The organism is Myxococcus xanthus (genome assembly GCF_013116825.1).
GTDB lineage: Bacteria > Myxococcota > Myxococcia > Myxococcales > Myxococcaceae > Myxococcus > Myxococcus xanthus_B.
The window spans coordinates 21,469-46,713 of sequence record NZ_JABFNS010000022.1 but is presented as its reverse complement, the minus strand read 5'-3'; the positions used below and the strand labels follow the sequence as shown (position 1 = coordinate 46,713).

The 25,245-nt window shown below is 69.8% G+C and carries 16 protein-coding genes; 10 read left to right on the top strand and 6 right to left on the bottom strand.

Annotated elements, in window-relative coordinates:
* The first annotated feature begins 4 nt into the window (after positions 1–4).
* Both HNV26_RS08890 and HNV26_RS08885 read left to right on the top strand, forming a co-directional pair.
* Positions 5–1,678 (top strand): amidase, encoded by a 1,674-nt coding sequence (locus tag HNV26_RS08890; protein ID WP_171441266.1) that lies wholly within the window; start codon positions 5–7, stop codon positions 1,676–1,678.
* Positions 1,679–1,831: 153 nt separating this feature from the next.
* Positions 1,832–3,310 (top strand): glycoside hydrolase family 6 protein, encoded by a 1,479-nt coding sequence (locus tag HNV26_RS08885; protein ID WP_171441265.1) that lies wholly within the window; start codon positions 1,832–1,834, stop codon positions 3,308–3,310.
* A gap of 27 nt (positions 3,311–3,337) precedes the next feature.
* Here the strand turns inward: HNV26_RS08885 and HNV26_RS08880 are convergent, their stop codons facing one another.
* The 3 genes from HNV26_RS08880 to HNV26_RS08870 form a co-directional block, all read right to left on the bottom strand.
* A complete protein-coding gene (locus HNV26_RS08880) occupies positions 3,338–4,801 on the bottom strand; it encodes an MDR family MFS transporter (RefSeq protein ID WP_171441264.1) in 1,464 nt (487 codons plus the stop codon).
* Between the two features lie 180 nt (positions 4,802–4,981).
* Positions 4,982–5,548 carry a hypothetical protein gene (locus HNV26_RS08875; RefSeq protein ID WP_171441263.1) on the bottom strand — a complete coding sequence of 189 codons (567 nt, stop codon included), beginning with the start codon at positions 5,546–5,548 and terminating at the stop codon, positions 4,982–4,984.
* A 73-nt stretch (positions 5,549–5,621) separates the two neighbouring features.
* Positions 5,622–6,056: a hypothetical protein gene (locus HNV26_RS08870; RefSeq protein WP_011554819.1), complete on the bottom strand. Its 435-nt coding sequence runs from the start codon at positions 6,054–6,056 to the stop codon at positions 5,622–5,624.
* A gap of 166 nt (positions 6,057–6,222) precedes the next feature.
* Here HNV26_RS08870 and HNV26_RS08865 point away from each other — a divergent pair, with 166 nt between their 5' ends.
* The 6 genes from HNV26_RS08865 (at position 6,223) to HNV26_RS08840 (ending at position 13,806) form a co-directional block, all read left to right on the top strand.
* Entirely contained in the window at positions 6,223–8,877 is a 2,655-nt protein-coding gene (locus HNV26_RS08865) for an ATP-dependent Clp protease ATP-binding subunit (protein WP_171441262.1), read from the top strand.
* A gap of 98 nt (positions 8,878–8,975) precedes the next feature.
* Positions 8,976–9,608 (top strand): Isoquinoline 1-oxidoreductase subunit, encoded by a 633-nt coding sequence (locus HNV26_RS08860; RefSeq protein WP_253816362.1) that lies wholly within the window; start codon positions 8,976–8,978, stop codon positions 9,606–9,608.
* On the top strand, positions 9,605–10,066 hold the full coding sequence (locus HNV26_RS08855) for a (2Fe-2S)-binding protein (RefSeq protein ID WP_171441260.1): 462 nt from the start codon (positions 9,605–9,607) through the stop codon (positions 10,064–10,066). Before HNV26_RS08860 ends, HNV26_RS08855 begins: the two co-directional genes overlap by 4 nt.
* Before the next feature lie 10 nt (positions 10,067–10,076).
* The gene (locus HNV26_RS08850; RefSeq protein WP_171441259.1) at positions 10,077–12,338 is read left to right on the top strand and encodes a xanthine dehydrogenase family protein molybdopterin-binding subunit; all 2,262 of its coding nucleotides are present in this window, start codon (positions 10,077–10,079) and stop codon (positions 12,336–12,338) included.
* 360 nt (positions 12,339–12,698) lie between these two features.
* Complete coding sequence (locus HNV26_RS08845; RefSeq protein ID WP_171441258.1) at positions 12,699–13,199, top strand: flavin reductase family protein; 501 nt, start codon at positions 12,699–12,701, stop codon at positions 13,197–13,199.
* A 25-nt stretch (positions 13,200–13,224) separates the two neighbouring features.
* Positions 13,225–13,806: a superoxide dismutase gene (locus HNV26_RS08840; protein ID WP_171441257.1), complete on the top strand. Its 582-nt coding sequence runs from the start codon at positions 13,225–13,227 to the stop codon at positions 13,804–13,806.
* A gap of 45 nt (positions 13,807–13,851) precedes the next feature.
* Here HNV26_RS08840 and HNV26_RS08835 read toward each other — a convergent pair whose 3' ends face one another.
* From HNV26_RS08835 to HNV26_RS08825, 3 genes are read right to left on the bottom strand one after another with little or no spacing between them, the layout of a single operon-like run.
* Complete coding sequence (locus HNV26_RS08835) at positions 13,852–16,146, bottom strand: AAA family ATPase (RefSeq protein ID WP_171441256.1); 2,295 nt, start codon at positions 16,144–16,146, stop codon at positions 13,852–13,854.
* 1 nt (position 16,147) lies between these two features.
* Positions 16,148–19,531, bottom strand: a complete 3,384-nt coding sequence (locus HNV26_RS08830) for an AAA family ATPase (protein ID WP_171441255.1) — start codon at positions 19,529–19,531, stop codon at positions 16,148–16,150.
* A 4-nt stretch (positions 19,532–19,535) separates the two neighbouring features.
* On the bottom strand, positions 19,536–22,943 hold the full coding sequence (locus HNV26_RS08825; protein WP_253816361.1) for an AAA family ATPase: 3,408 nt from the start codon (positions 22,941–22,943) through the stop codon (positions 19,536–19,538).
* Between the two features lie 434 nt (positions 22,944–23,377).
* Here HNV26_RS08825 and HNV26_RS08820 point away from each other — a divergent pair, with 434 nt between their 5' ends.
* Together HNV26_RS08820 and cysT are read left to right on the top strand one after the other, a co-directional pair.
* On the top strand, positions 23,378–24,388 hold the full coding sequence (locus HNV26_RS08820) for a sulfate ABC transporter substrate-binding protein (protein ID WP_171441277.1): 1,011 nt from the start codon (positions 23,378–23,380) through the stop codon (positions 24,386–24,388).
* A gap of 11 nt (positions 24,389–24,399) precedes the next feature.
* Entirely contained in the window at positions 24,400–25,242 is an 843-nt protein-coding gene (cysT, locus tag HNV26_RS08815) for a sulfate ABC transporter permease subunit CysT (RefSeq protein ID WP_171441253.1), read from the top strand.
* Positions 25,243–25,245: the final 3 nt, after the last annotated feature.

The window sequence follows — 25,245 nt, the reverse complement described above, 5'->3', positions numbered from 1 at the left end:
CGCCATGACCTACCAACGCAACCCCGTGAAGGCGCCCCGTGTGTCGGGCCTGGCGCTCAAGGCTTTCGTGAACGCGCTCGAGAGCGGCGTCGGGTCGGTGATGCTGGACAAGCTGACGCGGGACAGCGGCATCGAGCGATGGCGTGAGCTGCCGGCGGGGGATGCGCCGCCGCTCCAGTTCCCATTGCCCCAGGGCACCGCCCCCACGGAGCCGCAGACGCCCACGGAGCAGGCCGCGCGTGCCATCGCCGCGTCCGCCAGTCCACCGGAGCGTGAGAGCGTCGCGGCCTATGTCCGCGCCTACCGCGAGGGCGCCACGGACCCGGTGGCCGTGGTGAATCGAATTCATGAGTCCATCGCCCGCATGGACAGTGGGAAGCAGCGCCTGGGCTTGTTCATCGCCCGCAAGCCGGACGAGGTGCACCGGGCCGCGGAGGCATCCTCCGAGCGGCTGCGCGAGGGGCGTCCGCTGAGCGTGCTCGACGGCATTCCCGTCGTGCTGAAGGACGAGGTCGACCTGGCCGGGTTCCCCACGACGCTGGGCACGCGGTTCCGTACGCAGGTGGCCGCCGCGGACTCGACGGTGGCGGCCCGGCTCAAGGCCGCGGGCGCCATCATCCTCGGCAAGGCCAACATGAACGAGATTGGCATCAACCCCATCGGGTTGAATCCCCATCACGGCGCCGCTCGCAACCCCTGGGACACGGGCCGCATCACCGGTGGCAGCTCCAGTGCCTCCGCCGCCGCCGTGGCCGCCGGCCTGTGCCCCTTGAGCATCGGGGCCGACGGCGGCGGTTCCATCCGCATCCCCGCGGCCCTTTGCGGCATCGTGGGCCTCAAGGCGACGTGGGGCCGCATCCCGGAGACGGGCGTACCGCCGCTGTGCTGGAACGTGGGGCATGTGGGGCCCATGGGGCTCACCGTGGACGATGTCGCCGCGGCGTATGCGGTGCTCGCGGGGCCGGATGGACACGACCTCGTCTCACAGGGGCAGTCGCCGCATCACCTGTCTGGCTACGAGGACGACGGCCTGAGCGGCGTGCGGCTGGGCATCTGCTGGGACTACTTCGAGGACGCAGACACGGACGTCGTCGCCCGCTGCAAGGAAGCCGTGGCCGCGCTGTCGGCCGCGGGCGCGCGCGTGGTGGAGATTCCGCCTCCTGACCTCAACACCGTGCTGTGGACGCACAGCTGCATCATCCTGAGCGAGATGTCGGAGGTGATGCTCCCCCACGTGAAGGCGCATCCGTCGGAGTTCGGGCTCGACACGCGCACCAACCTGGCCATTGGCCGGCACTTCCGGGCCACGGACCTGGTGCATGCCCTGCGGCACCGGCATCGCCTGACGCGTGAGCTGCTGGCGCAGATGGCGGGCGTGGACGTCCTCGTCACGCCCACGACGGCCACCACGGCGCCCCTCATCCCGGAGGCGGCGCTTCCGGATGGTGAGTCGAACCTGCCTGTCGTCGATGCCCTGATGCGCTTCGTGCGCCTGGCCAACCTGACGGGCTTCCCCTCGCTGTCGGTGCCAGCAGGCTTCGACGAAGAGGGGCTCCCGGTGGGTGTCCAGCTCACAGGCCGCCCCTACGAGGAGCACCTGCTGCTGCGCCTGGGCCGCGTGGTGGAGCAGGCCTCGGAGTACCGCGTCCCGCCTGTTCATCTGCGCGCACTTCGGTGAACGCTGCGGATTGAAGGGCTGAAAAACAAGAAAAACGTGCAAGTGTGGCTCCGCGTGCTCGCGGGGCCACCCACGGGCCACGCATTCGACACAGCCCGCGTCACTCCGGGCGCCGCTCCCTGGCGTCCTCGCGCGGGCGGGAGGAATGGCTTCGTGCAACCCAGTAACTCCGCCGTCTCGCCGTTTCGTCGCTTCACCGCTCCGGCCGCGCTGATGCTCGCGGCGGCCCTCACGACTGCCTGCGGCCCCTCGGAGCCGCCCGCCCCGACGGAGGCCGAGGCGCTCGGCAGTCGCACCGACGCGCTGACCGAGCTCGTCTCCAATGGCACCTTCAGCGGCGGCACCGTGTCGCCCTGGTGGAGCGGCCCCAATACACAGTCCCGCGTGGAGAACGCCCGCCTGCGCGTGGACGTGGGGGGCGGGACGGCCAACCCCTGGGACGCGCTGATTGGCCAGGATGACATTCCGCTGGTGAATGGCCGGGCGTACACGCTGTCCTTCACCGCTTCTGCTTCGGTGACGACGACGGTCCGCGTGACGGTGCAACTGGAGAGCGCGCCGTACACCGCGCCGCTGGACCGGCAGATTACGTTGGACGGCACGTCACGGCACTTCACGTTCCCCTTCACGTCGACGCTGGCCACGCAGGCGGGACAGGTCACCTTCCAGATGGGAGGCCGCGCGACGGGGTTCAGCGCGTTCATCGATGACATCTCGCTCACCACGGAGGACGGCGGCGGGGGCGGCGGGCCGCTGGCGATGACGAGCGGCTTCTACATCGACCCGAACTCCAACCCCGCCAACTGGGTCCGGGCCAACAGCGGGGACTCGCGCGCCGCGCGCATCCAGTCCTCCATCGCGAACAACCTGGCCGCGCGCTGGTTCGCCGCTTGGAGCGGAGACATCACCACGGCGGTGTCCAGCTTCGTCTCGGCCGCGGACGCGGCGGACAAGCTGCCCGTGCTGGTGGCGTACAACATCCCTGGCCGGGACTGCGGGAGCCACTCGGGTGGAGGCGCGGGGTCGCCGGAGGCGTACCGGACGTGGATTTCGTCCTTCGCCGCCGCCATTGGCAACCGTCCCGCCGTCGTCATCATCGAGCCGGACGCCGTCGCCCAGCTCGACTGCCTGGCGAATGACGCCGAGCGGCAGACGCGCATCAGCCTGATTCGCTACGCCACCGAGCAGTTCAGGGATCGCGCGCCGAACACCTGGGCCTACCTGGACGCGGGCAACGCCCTGTGGATCAACGCGGACACCATGGCCCAGCGGCTGGAGAACATGGGCGTGCGCAACGTGCGGGGCTTCGCGCTCAACGTGTCGAACTTCTACACCACCGCGCAGTCGGCCTCGTACGCGGGCTCCGTCAACAGCTCGCTGAGCAGTCGGTACGGCTACACCAGGCCCTTCGTGGTGGACACCAGCCGCAACGGCAATGGCTCCAACGGGGAGTGGTGCAACCCCGCCGGCCGGAAGATTGGCACGCCGAACCAGGTGGGCGTGGGCGGCGTGGAGATGACCCTGTGGATCAAGGTCCCCGGGGACTCCGACGGCCAGTGCGGCGTCGCGCCCAACACACCCGCCGGCACGTTCATGCCGGACGTGGCCCTGCGGATGATTGACGGCCTCTGAGCGGCGCACGGGGGCGCCGCACGGACGTCAGTGCGGCGCCACCACCTCGGTGGAAGACACCGTCGTGGTGCGCGACACCTTGGGGAAGAACAGCCCCGCGGCGAAGGCGGCCACGGTGAAGGCGCAGATGAGCCAGAAGTTGATGCTCAGCCCGGTGCCCAGCGCGCCGCTCAGCGTCGCCAGCAGGTCCGCGGGCAGGTCCTGGCCATGGTCGGGGCTCATCAAGGCGTTGGCCGCCGAAATCGGCACCGTCGGGTCCTTGAGCAGCTGCGACACCATGACGCCGCCCATCAGCCCCACGCCGATGGCGCCGCCGATGGTGCGGAAGAACATGTTGCTGGCGGTGGCCACGCCCCGCAGCTCCCAGCCCACGCTGGTCTGCACGGCGATGAGCAGCGCGGTGGACGCGAAGCCCATGCCGATGCCGAACAGGCCCATGGCCACCTCCGGCACCAGCTTGGGCGCCTGGGGCCCCAGGAGCAGCGCCATCAGCGTCGTGCCCACCACCGTCAATCCCAGCCCGCCCACGATGAGCGGGCGGAAGCCCGTCTTGAGCAGCAGCTTCCCGGCCACGAGGGCGGCCAGCGGCCAGCCGACAATCATCGGCGTAATCATCCCGCCGGCCTCGGTGGGCGTTCCGCCCAGGACGCCCTGGACGAAGAGCGGAACGTAGGTGGTGGCCCCGAACATCGCCGCGGAGAAGAGCGCTCCCGCGATGGAGGAGATGACGATGGCCGGCACCTTGAAGATGGACATGGGGATGATGGGCTCGGCCGCCTTGCGCTCCACGGCGACGAAGGCCGCGAGCAGCACCGCCGCCACGGGCAGCCCCCACAGATTCACGCCCACACCCTGCACGCCGACGAGCAGCGCCACCACCCAGCCGGTGAGCAGCGCGGCACCCGCGTAGTCCAGCTTCTGGGGCTTCCGCTCCACGCGCTCATGGAAGTAGCTCAAGAGCAGGACGAGGCAGCCCACGCCCACCGGGACGTTGATGAAGAAGACCCAGTGCCACGTGAGGTACTTCACGATGAAGCCACCGGTGATGGGCCCGATCAGGCCCGCGATGCCCCACACCGCGCTGAACGCGCCCTGGACCTTCGCGCGCTCCTCCAGCGTGTAGATGTCCCCGATGATGGTGAGCGCCACCGGCTGCATGGCGCCCGCGCCCAGGCCCTGGAGCGTCCGGAAGCCGATGAGCATGGCCATGGACGTGGACAGGCCACTGGCGATGGAGCCCACGAGGAACAGCACGATGCCGAACAGGAGCACGGGCTTGCGACCGTAGAGGTCCGCCAGCTTCCCGTAGATGGGCACGGTGATGGTGGAGGACAGCATGTACGCGGTGAAGACCCACGCGTAGTGCTGGATGCCGCCCAGCTCGCCCACCACCGTCGGCATGGCCGTGGAAACGACAGTGGCTTCCAAGGCGGCCATGAAGAGGCTCAGGGCCAGGGCCAAGGTGGTGAGGGGACGATGAGTGGTTCGCATGAAGGCGCCGGCGCGGGAGAGGCCCTCCTTAACGGCTGCGGGCGGGTGTCGCCAGCAACAAGCGGCCTTGTGCCCCGGGTGGCCACTCCGCGTGCGGGCGCACACGGACTCGGAAACGAACGAAGGGCCAACCCCCACGTGTGGGAGCTGGCCCTGGAGGCTTCACCCGTCGATTCGGGATTACAGCCCGCGCATCAGCTGGGCCTGGGCGAAGGCCGCCATCTGCTGGGCGTTGAAGCGGCCCTCGGCGATGTCGCCCACCGTCTTCGCGCCCGTGCGGACCGTCTCCACCATGTCCGCCAGCTTGCCCACGGTGCCGGCCTTGCCGAACATCGAGGCAACGCCCCCCAGCGGACCGCCAGCGACCATGGCCAGCCCGTTGTCGATGAACTTGTCGACGAACGGCTTGGCGAGCTGGCCGATGCCGAAGGGCATCTTGTCCAGCAGGCCGCCAATCATGCTCTTGAGGGGGCCGGTGATGGCGCTCATCGCCTTGTCGACGAGGCCGGACACCTGGCTCAGCGCGCTGCCAATCTTGCCGGCGATGCCGCCGATGCTGTTCGCCAGGCCGCCTACCGCCTTGCCGATGCCGCCCAGCGCCTTGCCGATACCACCCAGCGCGCCCGCCAGACCGCCCGCCGCCTTGCCCGCCGCGTTGCCCGCACCCGCGGCGGCGCTCCGGCCAGCATTGCTCGCGCCATTCGAGCCACGGCTACCGTTCGAACCACCTGCGCCGCCAACGGACATGGGGGAACCTCTATGAAAGGGGGTGAATGTAAGGATTGTCGGGGAGCGCGGGAGAAAGTTGCGTCAAATCGGCCTAAACGCGATCAGGCCCGCCCTTGGGCACGTGCTGGCGGAGCTTCTGGCTGGTCTCCTCGTCCACCTTCACGGGCTCCTGGCCCTCATCCCCCCGGAGTGACGGCTTGTTCGCGTCGTCCTGCTTCCCTTCGAAGCCGCTGTAATAGGACTTGGGTGGGCCAATGCCCAGCTCGCCATTGGCGGCGGCGATGAAGAAGTTGGCGACGTCCTGGGTGGTCGGCGGGTTGTAGCCGGCGGCGCGCAGCTCCTCGTCCGGGGCAACGATGAGCGTCGGTTCCTTGTCCGGGTTCTGGGCGTAGTCGAGGACCAGCTCGACGTAGGCCTCCAGTTCCATATCAAGGGACTTCGCGATGCGCTGGGTGTCTGGGTCCGCGAGCAGCTCGGCGCGGACATTCTCCACGGGGCGCTTCAGGCGGGGCTTCTGCTCGGACATGTCGGGGACTCCCGGAGGGCATGGAAAGAGCGACTCTTCCGGCAGGTTAGCGTCCCCTGCAACAGGGGGCCACCTTGGACGCCCGGCCCTGCCCTGAGGCCGAGGTGAGGCGCACTGGCCGTCCCTAGCGTTGGCGTTGAACCGTCGTTCGGGGGGACCCCAACTCATGGCCAATGTCTGCGACCTCTGCCACCAGCGCCCGGCGACCACCCGAGTCACCCGCGTCATGGGGAACCGGCGGACCACCGAGTCACTGTGTGACATCTGTAGCAGCCAGCGCTCACGCTTCGGCCGCATGGGGCTGGGCACGTCGCTCTTCGACCAGTTCTTCAGTGACTTCGGAGACGAGGACTTCGGGGGGCTGACGCGTTCACTCCAGCAGCCGGTGGAGCGCTACGACATCACCGAGGCCTTCTCCGATGAGACGCGGCGCGTACTGGAAGCGGCCTTCGAGGCGGCGCGAAGCGCGGGTGCGGCTTCCATCGACACGGAGCACCTGCTGGTGGCGCTCGCGAAGGACCCGCTGGGCCGGACCGCGCTCAGTCGCATGAAGCTGGACCCGGCCCGCGTCGCCGAGCGCGCCGAGTCCGAGATGCGCCGTGGGAAGCGCCCCATGGAGCGTCCCGAGCTGTCGCCGCATGCGAAGCGCGCCCTGGAGCTCGCGTACCAGGAGGCCTACGAGCTGGGGCATTCCTACGTGGGCCCCGAGCACGTGTTGCTGGGATTGCTGCATGAAGGGGAAGGACTGGCGTCGGAGATTCTGCGTGAGCAAGGGGCCCAGCACGGCAAGGCGCGCGCGGCCGTCGCGGAAGCGCTGGCACCTTCAGCAGAGGCACGCCGGTCGCCCACGCCCACGCTGGACGAGTACTGCCGCGACCTGACGCGCCTGGCCTCGGAAGGGAAGCTGGACCCGGTGGTGGGGCGGGCCAACGAAATCGAGACCACGCTCGAAATCCTCTCGCGCCGCACCAAGAACAACCCCGTGCTCATCGGTGAGCCGGGCGTGGGCAAGACGGCCATCGTGGAGGGGATTGCCCAGCGCATCATCTCCGCCGCGGTCCCGGACACGCTTCGCGACAAGCGCGTGCTGCAACTGGACCTGTCCGGCCTGCTCGCGGGCAGCAAGTACCGCGGCGAGTTCGAGGAGCGGCTGAAGAAGGTCATGGACGAGGTGAAGGAGCACAGCGACGACATCGTCCTCTTCATCGACGAGATTCACACCATCGTCGGGGCGGGCGCGGCGGAGGGCGCCATGGATGCGGGCAACATGCTCAAGCCATCCCTGGCGCGCGGCGAGCTGCACGTCATTGGCGCGACGACGCTGGACGAGTACCGCAAGCGCATCGAGAAGGACGCGGCGCTCGAACGCCGCTTCCAGCCCGTGGTCGTCCCGGAGCCGACGGCCGAGCAGGCCATCGAGATTCTGCGAGGCCTCAAGGACCGCTACGAATCCCACCACCGCGTGCGCATCGCGGACGCGGCGCTGGTGGCGGCGGTGGAGCTGTCGGACCGCTACGTCACCGGGCGCTTCCTGCCGGACAAGGCCATTGACCTGGTGGACCAGGCGGCGGCCCGGGTGCGCTTGCGGCTCACGTTGCCACCGGAGCGGTTGGTGAACGCGGAGCATGAGGTGGTGAAGGTGAAGCGCTCGCTCGACGAGGCACGCGGCCGGAAGGCGGGGCCGCGCATCCAGGAGCTGGAGTCGAAGCTGAACGCCGCCGAGCGCGAGGTCCAGAGCGCGCAGAAGGAGCGCCGCACGCAGAAGTCCAGTGAGACGCCGGAGGTCCGCGCCGAGGACGTGGCGGAGGTGCTGTCGCGTATGACGGGCATCCCCGTGACGCAGATGACGGAGGACGAGCGCAAGAAGCTGCTGGCGCTGGAGTCGCGCCTGCACGAGCGCGTCATCGGTCAGGACGAGGCCATCCGCGTGCTGTCCCAGGCCATCCGGCGGGCGAGGGCGGGGCTCAAGGACGAGTCGCGCCCCATTGGCTCCTTCCTCTTCCTGGGCCCCACGGGCGTGGGCAAGACGGAGCTGGCGAAGACGCTGGCGGAGCTGCTCTTCGGTGACGAGAAGGCGCTCGTCCGCTTCGACATGAGTGAGTACATGGAGAAGCACACCGTGAGCCGGTTGGTGGGCGCGCCGCCGGGCTATATCGGTTACGAGGAGGGCGGCCAGCTCACCGAGGCCGTGCGGCGGCGGCCCTACTCCGTGCTCCTCTTCGACGAGGTGGAGAAGGCCCACCCCGACGTGTTCCACATGCTGCTCCAGGTGCTCGATGATGGGCGGCTCACGGACGCGCAGGGCACGGTGGTGAACTTCAAGAACACCGTCATCATCGGCACCAGCAACCTGGGCTCGCACCTCATCCAGGAGTCCACCGCGCGCAAGGAACCGCAGGAGCGCATGCGGGAGCGCGTCATGGGCGTGCTCAAGGGGCACTTCCCGCCCGAGTTCCTCAACCGCATCGACGAGACGGTGGTCTTCGAGCCGCTCAACCGCGCGCAGCTGCGCGCCATCGTGGACCTGATGCTGGAGAAGACGCGCCGCCTGCTGCACGGCCAGGGCATCGCGCTGGAGGTGACGCCCGCGGCGCTGGAAGCGCTGGTGGACAAGGGATGGGACCCCACCTTCGGCGCGCGTCCGCTGCGGCGTGAAATCCAGCGCGCCATCGAGGCGCCGCTCGCGGAGAAGCTCATCTCGGGCGACATCCATGAGAACAGCCGCGTGAGAGCGGACTTCAAGGACGGAAAATTCCGGTTCGACGAAGTGGAGGCCGCAGAAGCGGAAGGCGCGCAGGCTGAAGCGAGTGCCGTTCACTGAACCGTCACGTGTGGGGTCATCCTGGCCCCCGAACATTCGCCTTGTAGTTGGTACGGACATGCCGGAGCCTTGGCTTGATGCAGCCATCTCTTCCGGTCATGGCCTCGCTCTCCGCCCTCCTGCTGGCGGGTGGGTGCAAGCGGGAGCCCGATGCCGCGGCGGCGCAGATGCCCGCGCTGCCCGAGGTTGCCCCCAACGCGCTGCGACCCGTGGAAGCCTTCGCGGCCATCCTGGACCGGAAGGAGCGCTCCCGCGCGCTCTTCCTGGAGGCCAGCCGCGTCTTCTTCCACCCGCGGTGCGCGAACTGTCACCCGGCGGGAGACAGCCCGCTGCAAGGTGACGACGGCCAGCTTCATGACCCGCCAGTGGTGCGCGGCCCCGAGGACCAGGGCGTGGTGGGCATGGAGTGCATCAGTTGTCACCAGGACACGAACCAGGACCTGGCCCGCGTGCCCGGCGCGCCGAAGTGGCATGTCGCCCCCATCGAAATGGCGTGGGTGGGGAAGAGCCCTCGTGAGGTGTGCGAGCAGCTTAAGGACATGAAGCGCAACGGCGGCAAGACGCCCGCGCAGATGATTGAACACAACGCCCACGACGCATTGGTGGCCTGGGGATGGAACCCGGGCTTGGGGCGTGAGCCCGCTCCGGGGACGCAGGCGCAGTTCGGCGCCATCGTCGCGGCCTGGGGGGAGACGGGCTCGGAGTGCCCGAGCGAGGAGGCACGGCCGTGACGGTTCGCGTTCGCATCAACGGTGAGGAGAAGGAGCTGGACGTCGACCCGGAGATGCCGCTGCTGTGGGCGGTGCGGGACGTGCTCGGGCTCACCGGCACGAAGTACGGCTGCGGTCAGGCGCTGTGTGGCTCGTGCACCGTCCACCTCGACGGGCAGCCGGTCCGCGCGTGCGTGACACCCGTCCGCCGCGCGGAGGGGCACTCGGTGACGACCATCGAAGGGCTGTCTCCCGACGGCAACCACCCGCTGCAGAAGGCCTGGGTGGAACTGGGTGTTCCGCAGTGTGGCTTCTGCCAGGCGGGGCAGATCATGTGCGCGGCGGCGCTGCTGGCGAAGAAGCCGCGGCCGTCCGACAAGGAGATCGACCAGTCGCTCGCAGGCAACCTCTGCCGGTGTGGGACGTACACGCGAATCCGCTCGGCCGTGAAGAAGGCCGCGGGCATGTCCGAGGAGTGACGAGGCCGCCATGACGAAGCTGCTCACGTTGATTAGCCGGCGCTCGTTCCTGGAAGGGCTGAATCTCTCAGTGGGAGGGCTCGCCCTGGGGGTCTTCTCCGGGGGCCTGGCCGCGGCGGCCAGTGGTTCCTCCACGGCGAAGGGCGCTCCGGGGTTGAACCCGAACGTGTTCGTCCACGTGGCTCCGGACGGAGCGGTCACCATCGTCTGTGCCCGCTCGGAGATGGGGCAGGGCGTGCGCAGCTCGCTGCCGGTGCTCGTCGCCGATGAGATGGGCGCGGACATGGCGCGGGTGACGGTGGCCCAGGCCGACGGTGACAAGGTCTACGGCGACCAGAACACGGACGGCTCCAGCAGCGTGCGGGGTGTGTACGACGACATCCGCCGCATGGGGGCCACCGCTCGGGTGATGTTGGTGGCCGCCGCCGCCCGCCGCTGGAAGGTGAAGCCGGAGGCGTGCGAGGCCCGAGACCACGCGGTGTTCCTCCGCGACGGCAAGCGCTCGCTGGGCTTTGGCGAACTGGTGGTCGACGCGTCGAGGCTGCCCATCCCGAAGGTGAAGGACGTCAAGCTGCGGCCGAAGAGTGAGCTGCGGATGGCGGGCCGGCCCATGCCGCTGCTGGATGGCCCGGCCTATGTGACGGGAACCGCGGTGTTCGGCGCCGACATCCGTCTGCCGGGCATGCTCATCGCGGTGGTGGCGCGCCCGCCTGTCGTGGGCGGCAAGGTCGTTCGCTTCGACGCCACCCGCGCGCTCGCGGTGCCCGGGGTGAAGAAGGTGCTCGAGCTGCCCGCGCCGAAGCCGCCCTACACGTTCCAGTTCTGGGGCGGCGTCGCGGTGCTCGCGGAGAACACCTGGGCGGCGATGCGCGGGCGCGAGGCCCTGGACATCACCTGGGAGGACGGGCCGAACGCCTCCTATGACTCGACGACATACCGGGAGCAGTTGACGGCGTCGATTCGCGAGCCGGGAATGGTGGCGCGCAACGTCGGAGACATCGACGCGGCGCTCGCTTCCGCCGCCCGCGTCGTCCAGGCCGAGTACCACGTTCCCCACCAGTCCCACATCCCCATGGAGCCTCCCGTGGCCCTGGCGCGGGTGGAGAACGGGACGTGTGAGGTCTGGGCGCCCACGCAGCATCCGCAGGCCGCGCGGAGCGTGGCGGCGGCGACGGCGGAGCTGCCGGAGGAGAAGGTCCAGGTCCACGTCACGTTCCTGGGCGGAGGTTTCGGCCGCAAGTCCAAGGCGGACTTCATCGCCGAGGTGGTGTGGCTTGCGAAGGAAGCGGGCGTTCCGGTGCGCGTGCAATGGACGCGCGAGGACGACGTCCGGCACGACTACTACCACTCCGTCAGCGCGCAGCAGCTCACCGCTGGGCTGGACGCATCCGGCAAGGTCATCGCGTGGCGGCACCGCACCGCGTTCCCGCCCATCGCGTCCACCTTCGGGCAGGCCACGCGGCCCAGCCCATCGGACCTCCAGCAAGGCGTGCTCGACCTGGCGCTCTCCGTGCCAAACGTCCGGGCAGAGACCTGCGAGGCGCCTCCGCACGTGCGAATCGGCTGGCTCCGGTCCGTCTACAACATCTTCCACGCCTTCTCCGTGAACGCGTTCGTGGACGAGCTGGCGCACCTTCGTGGCTCGGACTCGCGCGACATGCTCCTGGAGGTGCTGGGGCCGCCGCGCAAGGCGTCGCTCCAGGAGTTGGGCATCACCGCGCTGCGAAACTACGGCGCGTCGGTGGAGGACCACCCCGTGGACGCGGGGCGCTTGCGCGGCGTCATCGAGCGCGTGACGGCGATGTCCGGCTGGGACGCGCGCAAGGCGAACGGCCGGGCGCTGGGGCTCGCCGCGCACCGCAGCTTCCTCAGCTACGTGGCCGTGGTGGCCTCGGTGGTCAAGGATGACCAGGGGCGCATCCGCGTCGACGAGGCGTGGGTGTCGGTGGATGCCGGGACGATTCTCAATCCGGAGCGCGTGCGCTCACAGATGGAGGGCTCGATCATCTTCGGCATGAGCATCGCGTTGCATGGCGCCGTCACCATGAAGGGCGGCGTGACGGAGCAGTCGAACTTCCGCGACCTCAAGCTGGTGCGCATCGGCGAGGCGCCGCGGAAGATTCACGTCGACATCGTCCCCAGCGAGCTGCCGTCCGGGGGCATTGGCGAGCCCGGCGTGCCTCCGGTGGCGCCCGCCATCATCAACGCCATCTTCGCGCTCACGGGCACCCGCATCCGCGAGCTGCCGGTGTCCCGCACGCTGGCTGTCTGAGTGTCACGTCCGGTGCCTGGGGTGTGCCTCCAGGCACCGGGACGGCGCGCCTCGCGTTTCGTGCGCGGGCTGCGTCAGGTGCTCCACCGCAGGCCCTCAGCACGCCCAGCGGAATGATCCACCGCAGTGCTCCCTTCCGGTTCCGACGCATCGTTCCGTCCTCATTGAGAAGGCGGAGGCGCTGGGGGCTTGAGCGGCTTCACTTTTGGTGTGGGTCATTCACAGGCCACGGAGGTCCGTCTGCTTCGTGTCGGGCAGGTTTTCTCGTGGGTACGCCAGACCCCTGCCATTGGAACAACAACCCGCCAATCTATTGGCAGGTGTGATGACAGGTGGGCGGAGCGCCTGTATCCAGGGGGCATGACGCAGAGCTCGCCAGAAGGTGTGGACGCGCGCGGCTTCCGGGATGCCATGGCCCGGTGGGCCAGCGGCGTGGCCGTGGTAGCGATACGGGACACCGACGGCCTGAGGGCGACGACGGTGAGCTCCTTCAGCTCCCTGTCGCTGGACCCGCCGCTGGTGGTGGTGGCGCTGTCGGAGGCGTCCCGCACCTTGAAGCGCGTGGAAGCCTCCGGTGTCTTCATGCTCAGCATCCTGTCCGCCGCACAACGTTCCATCTCCGTGCAGTGCGCGAAGGGTGAGCTGGATGCGCAGCTCTTCGATGCGGACGCCATCGTGCGGGACAGCCTGGTGGGGCTGTCATGCCAGGTCCATGGCCTGCACCGTCACGGTGACCACACGCTGATTGTCGGCCGCGTCACACGTGTTCATGAGGGACGTCCGCAGGAGCCCCTTCTTTATTGGGCGCGGGGCTATCGAACCGTGACCTCTCTGCCGCCGTCTGATAGCGATGGCGCCTGACCTCTCACACCGAAAGGAAACGACCATGCCGTTCACTTTGCCCGAACTGCCTTACAAGAAGGACGCCCTCGCGCCGCACATGAGCGCGGAGACGCTCGAGTTCCACCACGACAAGCACCACGCCGCCTACGTCAACAACCTGAACAAGCTCCTGGACGGCAAGCCGGAGGCGAACAAGTCGCTGGAGGAGGTCATCCTCAGCAGCGACGGTGGCGTGTTCAACAACGCCGCGCAGGTGTGGAACCACACCTTCTTCTGGAATTGCATGAAGCCCGCTGGCGGCGGCAAGCCGACGGGTGATCTCGCGGCGGCCATCGACCGTGACTTTGGCTCCTTCGAGAAGTTCAAGGAGGAGTTCTCCAACGCCGCGGCCACGCAGTTCGGCTCGGGCTGGGCCTGGCTGGTGCTGGAGGGCGGCAAGCTCAAGGTCACCAAGACGGGCAACGCGGACCTGCCGATGAAGCACGGCCAGAAGGCCCTGCTGACCATCGACGTGTGGGAGCACGCGTATTACATCGACTACCGGAACGCGCGTCCGAAGTTCATCGAGACGTTCCTGACGCACCTCGTGAACTGGGACTTCGTGGCCCAGAACTTCAAGGGCTAGGCCGCACCGCACAGCGTCCATCGCTGGCCTGGGCGGCCTCGGAGGTCATTCGAGGCCGCTCAACGCAATCCGCCCCTCAGCTCCCACGCGGAGCACCACCTGGGGCGGATTGCTGGTGGTCTGAGCCGCCAACCACCGCGCCAGGGGCGCGACCACCTGTTGCTCCACGGCGCGCTTGAGAGGCCTGGCCCCATAGCGTGCGTCGAAGCCGGTGCGCGCCAGGTGCTTCACCACGTCCTCGCCGAAGGTCACCTTCACGCCGCGGCGGCTGAGCCCCTCGCGAGAGAGGGCCGCCTCCAACGCGCGCCGGGCGAGTGATTCAATGACGTCCTCCGTGAGCGCGCGGTAGGGCACCACCCGATCCAACCGGTTCAGCAGCTCCGGCCGGAAGAAGGCCGCCGCGGCCCCCAGGTAGTGCGCCGCCCGCTCCAGGGCGCCGCGCTCCCCGAAGCCCAGCGAGCGCCCCGCGCTGTCCGCGCCCAGGTTGCTGGTGAGCAGCACCACGGTGTTGCGGAAGCTGACGGTGCGGCCAGTGGCATCCGTGAGCCGGCCTTCGCCGAGCACCTGCAACAGCAGGTCATGGACGCCCGCGTCTGCTTTTTCGATTTCGTCCAGCAGCACCACGCCGAAGGGCTGCTCGCGGACGCGCCGCGCCAGGCTGCCTTGTTGGCCTCCCGCATCTCCCACCAGCCGGGTGGCGCTGCCAGACGCGGCGTACTCCGCCATGTCGAAGCGCGCCATCCGGGCCACGTCGCCAAACAGGTACTCCGCCAGCGCGAGCGCCGACTCCGTCTTGCCCACGCCGGTGGGACCGAGCAGCAGGAAGGCGCCCAGCGGACGCGAGGGGTCCGCCAGACCCGTTTTCAGCGTGACGACGAGGTTGCGCAGGAGGAGGGTGGCCTCGTCCTGGCCCACCACGCGCTCGCGGAAGCGGCGGAGCAGGGCATCCGGGTCCAACCGGATGGCGGAGTCCACCAACTCGAGCGGGTACCCCGTCCGGGTGCAGAAGGCGCGCGTCACCGAAGCGGCGTTCACGTCTCCGGCCGCGCCGGGCTCCGTGCTGGCGGCGCGCAGCAGGGACACCGCGCCTCCGGGCGAAGGGCCCGAGCCGAAGCGCTCCGTGAGTTCGCCAGCCCGGTCCAACGCGTCGGGCGTGAAGCGCACCTTGCGAGCGCGGCCCACCCGATGCGAGGCCTGCTGAAGCGCTGTGCGTGCGGCCTGGGCCGAAAGGGGCGCCACGGCGATGTGCCGGAGCGATTGCAGGAACGCGGCGTGGGTCCGCTCCGCGCGGGCCACGTCCTCCGGTGTCGCCTCCAGGACGAGAGAGACTTCGCCACTTTCCAAGGCGGGTAGCAACTGACGCGCCACATCCAGCCCCGTGTCGCCGCTCCCCAGGGACAGCAGCTCCGGCAGGCTGTCGAGGTGCAGCACGGCCCGGCGAACACGCAGGGCCTCCACCATGTGCTTCACGCGCTCCTGCCACTGCCCCAGGTAGCGCATGCCCGCCATGATGCGGCCACCGGAGGAGCTGAAGACCTCCAACCCGTGAAGCGGCGAACCCGTGGTGGCCACCTCCGCGCGTTGCACGAGCTCATGAACCAGGGCCGTCTTGCCCACGGACGACGGGCCCACCAGGAGCACGCTGGCGCGGGTGCGCGAGGTGACGGCCTCCGCGAGCCGGGACACCTCCAGGTCCCGTTCCCAGGCGCGCTCCAGCAAACCCGCGCGTGCTTCCTCATTGAGACACCGGCTGGCTTCCGCGAGCCCCGGCGGTGGCGCCTGGCGCCGCTGCGGCTTCGCGGCATCGAGCGCGCGGGCACGCGGCGTGTCCCGGAAGCGGACGGGCACTGACAGCGTCTCTACCTGTTCCTCTCCCACGTAGGCCAGCGCGTGCAGCCGGTCGAGCGACGCGAGATAGAGCTCGTGGCGGACCATCTCCTCGACGAAGGGCTCCAGGTCCGCCGCATCGTGCAGCGTGCCCTTGACGTCCACACGGGGCACCCACACGCGCAGGGACTGGCGCGCCGGTGCTCCCTGGCGTGCGGTGCGGGCCTTCACTCCGTGCGTGAGCACGGTGAGTCGCAGGGGGACGGACAGCATCTTCCCGTGTTCGAGCGCGCGCACTGTCAGCGTCGTCTTCCGCTGGCGCAAATCGCTCCAGTGGGTCTCTTCGTCCCAGAGCTCTCCTCGCTTGAGGAGCCGCCCCACCACCGCCGCGATGTCGAGCCTCGCGGCGTGCAGCGTCGGCGCGAAGGCCGCCAGGTGCGGGTGGGTGAGGACATGCGCCGCCACGCCCAGCCCGGGATAGGTGCGCACGAAGAGGTGGACGTTCTTTTCCATGTCAGTCGTGTCCCTGGCTGGGTTCCCGGAGCACCCTCGCGGCCCACGCGAGCGCCTCCCTGGGGCGGCGTCCGCTCGCGACGTGCATGAGTTCGGTCGAGTCGTGGGGCCGTCCAGTCGTGACACCCTCGCGGCCACGCAGGATGACGTGGCTGGCCGCGCCCACTGACGCGGCGCCGCTCCTACGGGCTTCGCGTTCGCGGACGACTGCCTCGTCCCATGCGGCCATCACGCGCGGCACGTCTTCCAGACTCCCCACGTCTTCGGACAGGTGCTCCAGTCGGACCAGGACCTGGCGCGGCCCGTCGCCATGGACAAGGTCCACCAGCGCATAGCCTCGAAGGGGCGCCAGCACCTCGCGCAGGCCGATGGCCGACATCCGAACGGCGACACGCCGGAGCGTCAGGTCCTCGGACCGCTCGTCTCCGGACTGGAACCACTCGGTGCGCCCGTCGGCATGGACGGCTTCCAGGTACATCGCCGACTCCCCGAGCGCGCTGGGGAGGGAGTGGGCCACGGTCCACACCGCGGATGGCGTCGCGTCGCCGAGCCCCTCCACCAACACCGTCACGACGTCCGTCCCCCGCGCCAGGTGCGTGAGCTGATGTTCGACCCAGGCGGTCTCGTCGCGAAGGGCCAACACCCGGGGCTGTGCGCGGCGGAGCTGTTCCTCGTTCGAGACGTGCAGCAGGCGCTCCTCATACACAGGGCGATGCCGCAGGCCCAGGTGGCCCACGCGACTCGAGTGCGAAGTCAGCATCTGCTTCACGGTGGACGCAGGCGACGGCGCGTCCTGGAAGTCGCGCGGGGCCAGCTCGTAGTCGCGGATGTCCGTGGCCTCGAGTGCCAGCCGGTGCAGTCGCTCCGCCAGTTCTCCCGCCTCAGGCACCTCCTTCGACATCAACGCCTCCAGCCGCGAACGGGTCTCCTCGAGCAGGCGGGAAACCTCCGCCAGGCTCCATGCAGAGGCCGGCCGCTCGGGTGCCCACGCAGGCGTGTTGACCAGCACCTCCACCGACACGCGCAGGTCGTTGCCGTCCCGTAGCAGCTCCACGCGCGCGAGGTCGTCCGCGCTCCGCCGCACCAGGTGGTGGGCCAGGGGCAACGTGAGGCGCTTCTCCAATGCGCGCTTGAGGGGGCGGGCTCCGTAGCGCGGGTCGTAGGCCTCCTCCACCAGCAGGTCCAGCAGGCGCGGTTCGACCTCCACCAGCACGTTGCCCTGCCGGATGCCATGGCGCGACAGCAGGGCTTCGAGCGCGAGGTCCACCACCACGCGCAGCGCGGCGGGTGTGAGCGGACGGAAGGGCACCACCCGGTCCAGCCGGTTGAAGAACTCCGGGCGGAACCAGGCACGCACGGCGGAGAGGTAGTGCGCCTCCGCGCTGTCCGCGGCGCGGTGGAAGCCGGTGTGGGTGGCGGCCTCGCGCACGCCGAGGTTGCTCGTGAGCACGACGACGGACTGCCGTGCATCCACCGTGCGTCCCGCTCCGTCCGTCAACCGACCCTCACCAAGGAACTGGAGGAGGGCGTCGAACACGCGGGGATGGGCCTTCTCCACTTCGTCGAACAGCACCACGCAGAAGGGCTGGGTGCGCAGCGCGGTGGTCAGCTCGCCGTCAGGCGCGCCGGGCCGCCCGAGCAGCCGGGTGATGCTGGAGGACGTGACGAACTCCGACATGTCGAAACGGATGAGCCGCTGCTCTCCGCCGAAGAGCGTCCGCGCGAGCGCCTTCGCCGTCTCCGTCTTGCCCACGCCCGTGGGACCCACGAAGAGGTAGGTGGCCAGGGGCTTGTCGGACGGCTGGAGCGCGGACTGCAACGTGAGGATGGCGTCCACCACGGCTTCCACGGCTTCGGGCTGGCCCGCCACCTGCCGCTGCATCTCCCACGTCAGCGCTTCGCGCTTCTTCGGCTGGGCGCTGCCCAGGATGAAGTCCGGTAGGCCCGTCTGCTCCCGCATCGCGTCGATGACGTCCCCCGACGAAAAGCGCCGGGTGCCCGAGGTGCTGACGCCCTGTCGGGCCATGACCCGGCGGAGCAGACGGACGGCCTTGCCCGGGAACGCCTCGTGCGACACGAAGCGCTCCTGCAAGGAGAGCAGGGTCTCCAGCGCCAGCGGCGAGAGCCGGACCGCGCTGTCCGTGCCTTCCGCCTCCAACTCTCGCACGGTGCCGAGGAGCGCGGGCAGCGTGGCACGCGCATCCAGCGCGGGGACGTGGATGACCCGGAAGAGCGAGGCGAGGGTGGGGGCTTCTTCCCGCACGCGCTCGAAGCGCTCGGGCGTGGACTCGGCGAGCACGGTGAGCTCGCCCCGGGCCATGTGGGGCTCCAGGAACTGCGCGACGTTGGTGCGCTCATTGCGCGTGCGGCCCGCGTAGACGAGCGAGGCCAGGTCGTCCACGTAGAGCAGGTCGCCGACCTCCATCAGCTCCTTCACCACGCCCCGCGCGCGGGCCTCCCACTGGCCCACGTACATCATCCCGGCGATGAACTGGTTGCCGTCCACGCGCCACATGTCGCGACGCACGCCCGCTGCATCCTGCCGTGCCGTGAGCCGGCTCACCGCTTCATGAATCAGGGCTGTCTTGCCCGCGCCAGGGGGACCCACCAGCACCAGCGCGGAGCCTTCTCGGCCTTCGAGCGCCTCCACGAGCTCGCGAACCAGCGCCTCGCGGCCGAAGCAGCGCTCCAGCGTGCCGTCTCGGGCACCGTGGCTCAGGTTGCGCGCCACGGCCCGGAGCTCCACCAGGGTGAGGCGCCGCCGGTTGCGGCGCTGCTCCCGCTGCTCTGGCGTTTCGGGCGCGGTGTCTTCCTTCTCCGGGTTCTTCGCCCGGCGGCGTCGCGCGGGCTGAGCCGGTCGCGGCGGCGTGCGCGGGAGGACCGAGGGGGCATAGGCATCCACCTCCAGGAGCTCCAGTTGCTCCCGGCCCTGGGCCCAGTGCGTGTCCAGGGAGTCCAGGTTGTGTTCCAGACACCACGCCACCAGCCGTCGCGCGAGCGCCTGGGGCAGGTCCGCGGGCTGGTTCAGCGCGAAGCGCGCGGCGGGGAGCCGGGTGGGGGTGACGACCCAGAAGGTGTCACGGGGCCACTTCTCCAGCAGCACGGACATGGTGCCCTGGAGGACGACGCGCCGGTTCTTCTCCCGGTCCCTGCCTTCCGCATCGACGGCGACGTGCTTGAGGGCGAAGTGGGGTGGAAGTTGGTACTGCGCCACCTGGGAGGGCGACTCGCGCTCGAAGCGCTCCATGACGGCGAGCGCGAGTTCGTCTCGCAGCATGGAGAGGCTGGGCCCCGCCTTGTGCAGCGCCGGGAAGAAGGTGGGCACCCAGGCCTCGACGAGCCGGCCGCTGAGCGGGGCCACCACGAGGGGAAGCTTCAGGTCCATGTCGTCAGTCCTCGTCCCGGCTGTTGAAGACACGCCACTGCATCCAGGGCTCCAGCAGGGGCTCCAGGGCAGGCCCCTCCAGACCGAAGCGCTGCTGCACCCCGGTGCGAAGGTCCGTCAGCGTCCCCTGGCCGGAACCGCTGCCCGACAGGCGCACCTGACGGACCTCGTTTTTCGGCAACTGCTTCTGCAACGCCTCCCGGGAGGAGAGGTCGAACAGCGAGAGGGGCCGCGGCTCGAAGTACGCATGCACCATCGAAATCTGACTGCCTTCGATGAAGCGATGCAGGCCGTGCTCGCCAGCGAGCAGCAGTGCGTGGGGGCCGCCCTTGACCTGAATCGCATAGGCGACCGGTTGTATGACGAGCTTGTCGAAGGTCTCATCGTCGGCCCACCGCCATTGCGGCGGCGGAGGGGTACGATGGGCCTTCTCGCCGGGCTTGCGCTCGGGGACGGAGAGCAGGCCTCGCCGCTTCTCCATGGACGCCTTCTGGGCCCACCCCTCATAGGCCAAGGCGAGCATGCGGGCCTGCCTCCACGCGCCGCGCCCTGGCACCAGGTAGAGGGTCGCGCCATGTGACGGGGGGAAGAGGGAGGAGTAGATGCGTTGCCGGATGCGCGCGAAGGCCGCCTTCACCTGGCTCACCTCGCGGCTCAGGGACTCCACCTGATCCACGGTCCTGGACAGGTGGGCCTCGAAGAGCAGGTCCTCGATGGCCTCCGCTTGCTGCGCGCACTCCCGAAGCGACTGTTCCAGCGCTCGCGCCTCCGACGACTTGCGTGAGTTTTCTTCGGCCAGCGTCCGCTCCTCCCAGTATGCGGCGTGCCGGGAGACCTTGTCGAAGACGGCCAGGACGCGGCGCAGGGAGCGCATGGGCGCGCAGCGGCTCCAACGCTGGACCTCCGCGCGCACGGTGGCTGCTTCCTCGAGGATCCGCTCGATGGCCTCCCGGCCCCCGCCCTCGGCGGTGCCGCCCAGGGACTCGGCGCGCAGTTCGAGTCCCGTGGTTCCCGCGTCCACCGTGAGGCTCGCCGGCCCCATGCGAGGATGCGCCGCGAGCCAGTCCGCCACGGGGACCACCAGGTCGCGCTCCAGCGCGCGCTTCAACGGGCGGGCGCCATACCGCGCGTCGAAGCCTCGCAGGGCCAGCCAGTCCTGGGCGGCGGGGGTGACCTCCAGCAGGGCATCGTGGAGCGAGAGGCCTGGACGGCGGCACACGGCTTCGAGCTCACGGACCACCAGCCGGCGCAGCAGCGGGGCGGACAGCGGTGAGAAGACGACCACGTCGTCCATCCGGTTGAACATCTCCGGCCGGAAGAAGCGCTGCACCTCGGAGAGGTAGTGCGCGCGCAGGGAGGCCATGTCGGGTGCACCGCCCGACGCATCGAAGCCCACGCGGGCGCGCAGGGTGTCCGCGCCCAGGTTGCTGGTGAGGATGATGAGGGCGTTGCGGAAGTCCGTGAAGCGCCCGGAGGCATCGGTGAGGCGGCCTTCGCCCAAGACGCCCAGCAGCGCATCGTGAACGGCGGGGTGGGCCTTCTCCACCTCGTCCAGCAGCACCACGCAGAAGGGCTGCCGGCGCACCGCCGAGGTGAGGTAGCCCGGCGTCTCCCCATCTCCCATCAATCGCAGCAGTGCGTCCGGACCGGCGTACTCGCCCATGTCCAGGCGGACCATGCGCTCCTTCGCACCGAAGAGCAGCTCCGCCAGCGCCTTGGACAGCTCCGTCTTGCCCACTCCGGTGGGACCCACGAAGAGCAGCACTGCCAGCGGGCGCCGCACGTCGGACATGCCGGCCTTGAGGATTGATACCACCGAGGCCGCGCGCTCCACGGCGGCGTCCTGCCCCATCACCCGCGAGGCCAGGAAGTCGCGCACGTGTGCGGCCTCCAGCGGCTGGTCGTCCCGGAGCAGGTGCTCGGGGATGCCGGACTCCGAGGCGAACTGGCGGATGGCCTCCAGCCGGGTGACGGAGGATCGCGAGGCCTGGGCACACGACGCCAGCAGCCGGCGTACGAAGGCCACGGTGTTGCCCACCTGGGCGCCGTAGGGCAGGAAGCGGCGGCACAGGAAGCGCGCCTCGTCGAGCGCGTCGGGACGGACCTGCATCGCGGCGGCCAGGGCGTCGTCCTCGGCCACCTTGGCGACGATGCGGCCGAGCGCGTCGGGCGTGGGCTCCGCGACGCGCACCACCGAGAAGAGCCGGGCGAAGCTGGCGTTGCGCTGCTCCACCTGGGCCCAGGTCTCCTCCGTGGCCTCGGCCACGACGGCCACGTCACGTGCCGCGAGGAGCGGGAGCAGCAACTGGGCCACGTTCTGGTCACTGTGGGCGCTCTTGCCCGCGTCGAGGAGCTCCACGGCATGGCCCAGGGACAGCAGGGCCCGGGCCTCGGTGGCCTCACGGAAGGCGCGCAGCACCTGCTGCTGCCAGTCTCCGAAGAAGCCTTCGCCCGCGATGAGCCGGCTTCCGTCGAGGAAGTAGAACGGGCGGGCGCGTTCGGCCTCGGTGGCGGTGGGGGCGCGCAGCGACTGGGCGAGCGCGTGGAGCACCGACGTCTTGCCCACGCCCGAAGGCCCCACCAGGACCACCGGTTCGGCGTCCTTGGCCGCGAGCCGGGTCCGGAGCAGGGCGACCAGCGCATCCTGCTCGTAGGCCGCGTCGAGCTGCCCTTCCTGCGCGAGCCGGTGCCAGGCCACGCCAACGCTGTCCAGGGTGGGCGTAGGCGGCGGCTTCGCGGGCGGCTCACCCGGGCCCCGATGCGCGGTGCGGCGGCGTGGCTCCCAGCTGTCCAGGTCCAGCGCCTCCGTGTCTTCGTCCTCGTCGTCCTCTCGCCCGTCGTCCTCCAGGTCGGCGGACGCGTCCGGAGGGCGCGGTGGTGGACGAATGTCCCGGTGCAGCTCGCGAGGCGTGAGGTCCGACAGGGCCACGGGGGTGGCCCGCACTTCGATTTCCAGCAGGGACTCGGGGCCATCCGGGCGCAGGGCAAGGCGCTCCGCGTCGGACATTCCCTCCAGGCGATCTCCCAGCAGTTCCTGGGCCTCGGCGGGGAGTGTCTTGCCCTGGAACCAGTGGTGGCTGTTGAGGCGTGGCGCGTGGAGGCCCAGGAAGGCATTGAGCGTGGGAGCCACCACGGCGGACAGCGTCAGCGGCGCGAAGTGATTCTGCTCGGCGCCCCAGACGGGAATCGCGGGCAACTCCACCGCTTCGAGCGCCCCTCCGGTGGGGGCGATGAACTCCGGCACGCGCCGTGGGTGGACGCGGGAGAGTTGGTCGTCCAGCGCGAGCGTCAGCTCCTCGGTGGCGGCCTCCAGCGAGTCCGCGTGCACCGCGAGACGGCGCAGCGCCAGAGGCGTGAGCGTCACCCGGCCGCTGACGTGCCGCTGCAACCAGCATTGAAAACGGAAGTTCATGGGTGAGGGCTCGGGTGAAAACGGTGCCGTGCGTGACGGCATGAACTCTCGGGAGCTGACCGGACCCGCTTGCGACGCGGGCCCGGCCTGACAGTCCGTCGGATGCGTCAGGGGCCAAACGCCAGCGCACCGTCGCGGCGGGGTGGAATAGGAGAGGGGCGTTCCTGGAGGACTCGGGTGGTCGCGTTGACAGCGCCGCGGGTGCCGGGGCATCGTGTGGGGACTGATGACGCGCTCGACCCACCAGACGTGTTGCTGCTGTCCGGCATCCGCGGTGGGCGTCCGTCCGCCAGTGGCCTGAGCGCCCTGGCTGAGCTGTTTCCGGAAAGCCCACTGCCCGCGAGGGAGTGGGCTTTTGACTTTCTCGCGTGGCCCCTTGCTTCACCCCGAGGTCCCGCATGGAACGTCTCGCGCTGTTGCGCGTCAGGAACTGGATGCCGTTGGCCCTGCTGCTGGCCGTGGCGGGCTGTTCGCGCGCCTCCGGTGATGCGTCACCCGACGGGACGGTGACGTTGCTCAACGTCTCCTATGACCCCACGCGGGAGCTCTACGAGGAGCTCAACGCGGCCTTCGCGAAGCACTGGGCGGCCACGCGTGGCCAGCAGGTGTCCATCCAGCAGTCCCACGGGGGCTCCGGCAAGCAGGCCCGGTCCGTCATCGAAGGACTGCGGGCGGACGTGGTGACGTTGGCGCTGGCGTACGACGTGGACATGCTGCACGAGAAGGCGCAGCTCCTTCCGGAGGACTGGCAGGCACGGCTGCCCCACAACAGCGCGCCGTATACGTCCACCATCGTCTTCGTGGTGCGCGAGGGCAATCCCAAGGCCATCCGTGAATGGGACGACCTGGTGCGCAAGGACGTCACTGTCATCACCCCGAACCCGAAGACGTCGGGCGGCGCGCGGTGGAACTACCTGGCCGCGTGGGGGCAGGCGCTGAGAGGCGAAGGCGGCAGCGAGGCCCGGGCCCAGGCGTATGTGGAGAAGCTGTTCCGCAACGTGCCGGTGCTCGACTCGGGCGCGAGGGGCGCCACCACCACCTTCGCCGAGCGCGGCCTGGGCGACGTGCTCCTCGCGTGGGAGAGCGAGGCCTTCCTCCTCACGCGTGAGGTGGGGCAGGCGCGGTTCGAGGTCGTCGTTCCCTCGGTGAGCATCCTCGCCGAGCCGCCCGTCGCCGTGGTGGACCTCAACGTGGACCGCAAGGGCACCCGGGCCGTGGCGGAGGCGTACCTGGCGTACCTCTATTCGGAGGAGGGGCAGGAGATCGCGGCGCGGCACCACTTCCGGCCGCGCTCGGAGGTCGTGGCCGCGAAGCATGCGTCTGACTTCCCCGGTCTGATGCGCTTCACGCTGGCGGAGGTCGCGGGCGACTGGCGGCGGGCGCAGGCCACGCACTTCGCCGACGGCGGCCTCTTTGACCGCATCTACGCGCCCCGCGCGGACTGAGGACACCCGCCATGTCCCGTCCTGCTCGCCACCGGGTGCTCCCGGGGTTCCGTCTGTCGCTGGGCTTCAGCTGGTTCTACCTGGGCCTCATCGTCCTCATTCCGCTCTCCAGCCTCTTCCTGCGGACCTTCTCCCTGAGCTGGGAGGAGTTCTGGGGCACCGTGACGACGCCGCGCGCGCTCGCCGCGTACCGGCTCAGCTTCGGGGCCTCGCTGGCCGCCGCGCTCGCCAACGTCGTCTTCGGCCTGCTGGTGGCCTGGGTGCTGGTGCGCTACCGCTTCCCCGGTCGCGACGTGCTGGAGTCCCTGGTGGACCTGCCCTTCGCGCTGCCCACCGCCGTGGCCGGGCTCACGCTCACGACATTGTTCTCCGCGAAGGGGTGGTACGGCCAGTACCTTGACGCGCTGGGACTCAAGGTGGCCTACACGTCCGTGGGCGTGGCCATCGCGCTGACGTTCATCGGGTTGCCCTTCGTGGTGCGCACCGTGCAACCCGTGCTGGAGGACATCGACGTGGACGTGGAGGAGGCCGCGGCCACGCTGGGCGCCTCTCCGTGGCAGACCTTCCGGCGCGTCCTCCTTCCCGCGCTCTTCCCCGCGCTGCTCAGCGGCTTCACGCTGGCCTTCGCCCGCGCGCTGGGTGAGTACGGCTCTGTCGTCTTCATCTCCGGCAACATGCCGCTGCGCACGGAGATTGTCCCGCTGCTCATCATCACCCGGCTGGAGCAGTTCGACTACGCGGGGGCGACGGCCATCGCCATCGTCATGCTGGGGGCGTCGTTCTCACTGCTGCTGGCCGTCAACCTGCTCCATCGCTGGAGTCAGCGTCGGCTGGAAGCCCGGCCGGGAGCGTGAGCG